This is a genomic window from Amaricoccus sp. (assembly GCF_036846665.1).
Lineage (GTDB): Bacteria > Pseudomonadota > Alphaproteobacteria > Rhodobacterales > Rhodobacteraceae > Amaricoccus.
In genome coordinates, this window is record NZ_DAIUBO010000283.1 from 1 (window position 1) to 4,282 (window position 4,282).

The following is a 4,282-nucleotide window of genomic DNA, read 5'->3' on the forward strand; positions in this document are numbered from 1 at the left end:
CGGTCTTGCCGGTCTGGCGGTCGCCGATGATCAGCTCGCGCTGGCCGCGGCCGATGGGAATCAGCGCGTCGATCGCCTTCAGCCCCGTGGCCATGGGCTCGTGCACCGAGCGGCGGGGAATGATGCCGGGCGCCTTGACGTCGGCCACGCGGCGCTCGGTGGCCTCGATGGCGCCCTTGCCGTCGATCGGGTTGCCGAGCGCGTCGACCACGCGGCCGAGCAGCCCCTTGCCCACGGGCACGTCCACGATGGAGCGGGTGCGCTTGACCACGTCGCCTTCGCCGATGTCGCGGTCGGAGCCGAAGATCACCACGCCGACATTGTCGGTCTCGAGGTTCAGCGTCATGCCGCGGATGCCGCCGGGAAACTCGACCATCTCGCCGGCCTGGACGTTGTCGAGCCCGAAGACCCGGGCGATTCCGTCGCCGACGGAGAGGACGCGGCCCACCTCGGATACCTCGGCCTCCTGGCCGAAGTTCTTGATCTGGTCCTTGAGTATCGCAGAGATTTCAGCGGCTTGGATCGACATTATCCGACCTCTTTCATGGCATTCTGGAGTTTGGCGAGCTTCGAGCGAATGGAGGTGTCGATCATCCGCGACCCCACCTTTACCACGAGCCCGCCGATCAGGTCTTCGTCCACGGTCACCTCGAGCGCCACGTCCTTGCCCACGCTCGCCTTGAGCGTCCCGGCGAGGGATTCGGTCTGGGCCTTGGTCAGCGGCTTGGCGGAGATCACCTCCGCCGTCACCTCGCCCCGGTCCGCGGCGATCAGCGCCTTGACCTGCGACAGGAGGGCGGGGACGACGAAGAGCCGGCGGTTCTGGGCCATCAGCCCGAGCGTGTTCGTGACGGTCTTGCCCAGCCCCATCTTCGCGGCGATCGCCGCGATCGCGCGGCCCTGCTCGTCGCGGGTGTGGATCGGCGAGGCGAGCAGTTCGCGCAGGTCGGCGCTCTCGGCGAGCGCGGCCTCGAGCGCGGCGATATCCGTCTCGACCTGGCCCAGCGCCTTGTCATGCTTGGCGATTTCGAAGAGCGCGGTCGCGTAGCGCCCGGCCACCCCAGAGGTCAACGAAGCGGAACTGGACACGGGAACCCTTCCGATGATGTCGAATCCGGACCGAGAAGTCCGACATAACGGAGACTTATGCCAGTGTGGCGCCGCCCCCCGGCGAAATCCGCTCGCTGATAGCAGAGCGTTTACGGTGTGGCAATACGCGGAGGGCCGCCGCGGGATGCCGAATCCGCCGGTTGCCGCCGGCGGCCGGCTCGGGCCTCGGCCCGGCCAGGCCCTCGAGCACGTCGAGCGGGCCGGGGACGACGACCCGCGCCCCGGGCGGGCCGGGCCGGGCGTAGACCTGCTTCGATGCCTCCACCACCAGCGCCCCGGCGATGATGCGCGGCTCGAACCGGCGGCCGAGCCGCTCCATGAGATGCGACGACTTCAGCCAGAACTTCCGGTGCGACGGCGGCGAATAGAGCGCGGCCGCCTGCCGCTCGGGCAGGAAGCGGTGCTTGCGCAGCAGGCCTTCGAGCTGGCCGAAGCTGTAGGGGCGGCCGAAGCCGAAGGGCGTGGCGTCGCGCCGCGCCCAGAGCCCGGAGCGGTTGGGAACGATGAAGACGACGCGCCCCGAAGGGACCAGCACGCGCCAGATCTCGCTCAAGAGCGCGTCGGGCCGCTCGCAGGTCTCGAGCCCATGGGCGACGATCAGCCGGTCGACGCTGCTGGAGGAGAGCGGCCAGAGCGTCTCCTCGACGAGGACCGAGACATTCGCCGCGCCCGCGCCCGGCGGCCAGGGCATGACGCCCTGCTGCCCCGGCATCAGCGCCAGCACGCGCCCGGCCTCGCCGAGAAAGGGGCGCAGCAGCGGCGCGGCGAAGCCGAAGCCCGCCACCGCCATGCCATGCGTGTCGGGCCAGAGAGCGCGCAGGCTCTCCTGCAGCGCGCGCTGGGCGGAGCGCCCGAGCGGCGTGCGGTAGTAGAATGCGCGCAGATCCACGACATCGAGATGCATTGCGCGACCCTACCGGATCCGACAGACTGTCGCCAAGCCAATCGCTGCCGAGGGGATCGCCATGCCGCTCGAGATTGTCACCATTCCCTGCCGGTCGGACAATTACGCCTATCTGCTCCGTGATGGGGCGACCGGGCGGGTCGGGCTGGTGGATGCGCCGGAGGCCGAGCCGATCCGGATGGAGCTCGCGCGCCGGGGCTGGGGGCTCTATCTCATCCTGATCACCCACCACCATGACGACCATATCGCCGGGGTCGATGCGCTGCGGGGCGAGTTCGGCGCCGCGGTCGTCGGGGCGGCGGCGGATCGCGCGCGGCTTCCGGCGCTCGACAAGGCGGTGGCCGACGGCGACCGCGTGGCGCTGGGCGAGAGCCTTGGCACGGTCGTCGAGGTTCCGGGCCATACGATCGGGCATGTCGCCTATCATTTTCCCGCATCGCAGGCGCTCTTCTCGGCCGACAGCCTGATGGTCATGGGCTGCGGGCGGCTCTTCGAGGGGACCGCCGAGCAGATGTGGCGGAGCCTCGAGACGCTGGCGGCGCTGCCGCCGGAGACGCTGGTCTATTCGGGCCATGAATACGCCGAGAGCAACCTGCGCTTCGCGCTCTCGGTGGACGGCGAGAACCCGGCGCTGCTTGCGCGCGCCGAGGAGATCGCCGGCTTGCGCGCGCGCGGCGAGGCGACGGTGCCGGCGCGGCTCGACCTGGAGATCGCCACGAACCCCTTCCTGCGGGCGCGGGATCCGGGGATGAAGGCGCGCATGGGGCTCGGGGGGGCGCCGGATGCCGCGGTCTTCGCCGAGATCCGCCGGCGCAAGGACGCGTTCCGCTAGTCCGATCACCGGCCGGGAAATTCAGCCTTTTCACCGAAAGTTTTTGCGCTCCCGGGCGGCCCGGCTCATAATCACCCTTGAAGCGCTCGGGATAACACCGAAGTTTAACGGGTAACGGGCAAGATCGCATGACCTTGCTTGCGCTGGCCCCCAAGCCGGCGGCTCTTGACCGGAAGGATGCGGAGAATGCCCTCTTTTTCGAGTACCCTCGAAGCCGCAATTCACAACGCGCTCGGACACGCCAACGAACGCAAGCATGAACTCGCGACCCTCGAGCATCTTCTTCTGGCGCTCCTCGACGAGCCGGACGCCGCCCGGGTGATGAAGGCCTGCGGGGTCGATCTCGACAAGCTGCGCAAGACCATCGTCGCCTTCCTCGACGAGGAGCTCGACGCGCTGATCTCCGACATCGAAGGCTCGGAGGCCGCGCCGACCACCGGCTTCCAGCGGGTGATCCAGCGCGCGGCGATCCATGTCCAGAGCTCGGGGCGCTCGGAGGTGACCGGCGCCAACGTGCTGGTGGCGATCTTCGCGGAACGCGAGAGCCATGCCGCCTATTTCCTGCAGGAACAGGACATGACCCGCTACGACGCGGTGAACTACATCAGCCACGGCGTCGCCAAGGATCCGTCCTATGGCGAGCCGACCTCGCCCAAGGGCGCGGATCAGGCCAAGGAGCCGAAGGCGCAGGGGCCGAGCGGCAAGGAGGCCGAGGAGACGGCCCTGCAGAAATATTGCGTCGATCTCAACGAGAAGGCGCGGCGCGGCGACGTGGATCCGCTGATCGGGCGCGATCTGGAGGTGGAGCGCTGCGTGCAGGTGCTGTGCCGCCGGCGCAAGAACAACCCGCTGCTGGTGGGCGATCCCGGCGTCGGCAAGACCGCCATCGCCGAGGGCCTGGCCAAGAAGATCAACGACGGCGACACGCCCGAGATCCTGGCCGAGACCACGATCTTCGCGCTCGACATGGGCGCGCTGCTCGCCGGCACCCGCTACCGCGGCGATTTCGAGGAGCGGCTGAAGGCGGTGATGAAGGAGCTGGAGGCGCATCCGAACGCCATCCTCTTCATCGACGAGATCCATACCGTGATCGGTGCGGGCGCGACCAGCGGCGGCGCGATGGACGCCTCGAACCTGCTGAAGCCGGCGTTGCAGTCGGGCACCCTGCGCTGCATGGGGTCGACCACCTACAAGGAATACCGCCAGCATTTCGAGAAGGACCGGGCGCTGGCGCGGCGCTTCCAGAAGATCGACGTCAACGAGCCGACGATCGAGGACGCCTTCAAGATCCTCAAGGGGCTGAAGCCCTATTTCGAGGTGCATCACGACGTGCGCTACACCCAGGACGCGATCAGGTCGGCGGTGGATCTCAGCGCGCGCTACATCCACGACCGCAAGCTGCCCGACAAGGCGATCGACGTGATCGACGAGGCCGG

4 protein-coding genes and 1 pseudogene are annotated in these 4,282 nt (G+C 68.6%); 2 read left to right on the plus strand and 3 right to left on the minus strand.

Features of this window, described 5'->3' with window-relative positions; translation table 11 throughout:
- The 3 genes and pseudogenes from V7050_RS18660 to V7050_RS18670 all read right to left on the minus strand — a co-directional run.
- Positions 1-529: pseudogene (locus V7050_RS18660) on the minus strand (F0F1 ATP synthase subunit alpha); the annotation flags it as partial.
- Positions 529-1,089, minus strand: coding sequence for a F0F1 ATP synthase subunit delta (locus tag V7050_RS18665; protein ID WP_324375401.1), 561 nt, complete (start codon positions 1,087-1,089; stop codon positions 529-531). The gene V7050_RS18665 and the pseudogene V7050_RS18660, both read right to left, overlap by 1 nt.
- A 55-nt stretch (positions 1,090-1,144) precedes the next feature.
- Positions 1,145-2,014 (minus strand): class I SAM-dependent methyltransferase, encoded by an 870-nt coding sequence (locus V7050_RS18670; RefSeq protein WP_324369998.1) that lies wholly within the window; start codon positions 2,012-2,014, stop codon positions 1,145-1,147.
- 61 nt (positions 2,015-2,075) lie between these two features.
- Between V7050_RS18670 and gloB the strand changes: the two genes are divergently transcribed.
- Together gloB and V7050_RS18680 are read left to right on the plus strand one after the other, a co-directional pair.
- Positions 2,076-2,846 (plus strand): hydroxyacylglutathione hydrolase, encoded by a 771-nt coding sequence (gene gloB / locus V7050_RS18675; protein WP_324369996.1) that lies wholly within the window; start codon positions 2,076-2,078, stop codon positions 2,844-2,846.
- 186 nt (positions 2,847-3,032) lie between these two features.
- A partial coding sequence (locus V7050_RS18680; protein ID WP_324411004.1) for an AAA family ATPase occupies positions 3,033-4,282 on the plus strand: 1,250 nt, incomplete at its 3' end.

Excerpts from the sequence above, each read along its gene's own strand:
- V7050_RS18670 (WP_324369998.1), bottom strand. The coding sequence starts at position 2,014 with ATGCATCTCGATGTCGTGGATCTGCGCGCATTCTACTACCGCACGCCG.
- gloB (WP_324369996.1), top strand. The coding sequence starts at position 2,076 with ATGCCGCTCGAGATTGTCACCATTCCCTGCCGGTCGGACAATTACGCC.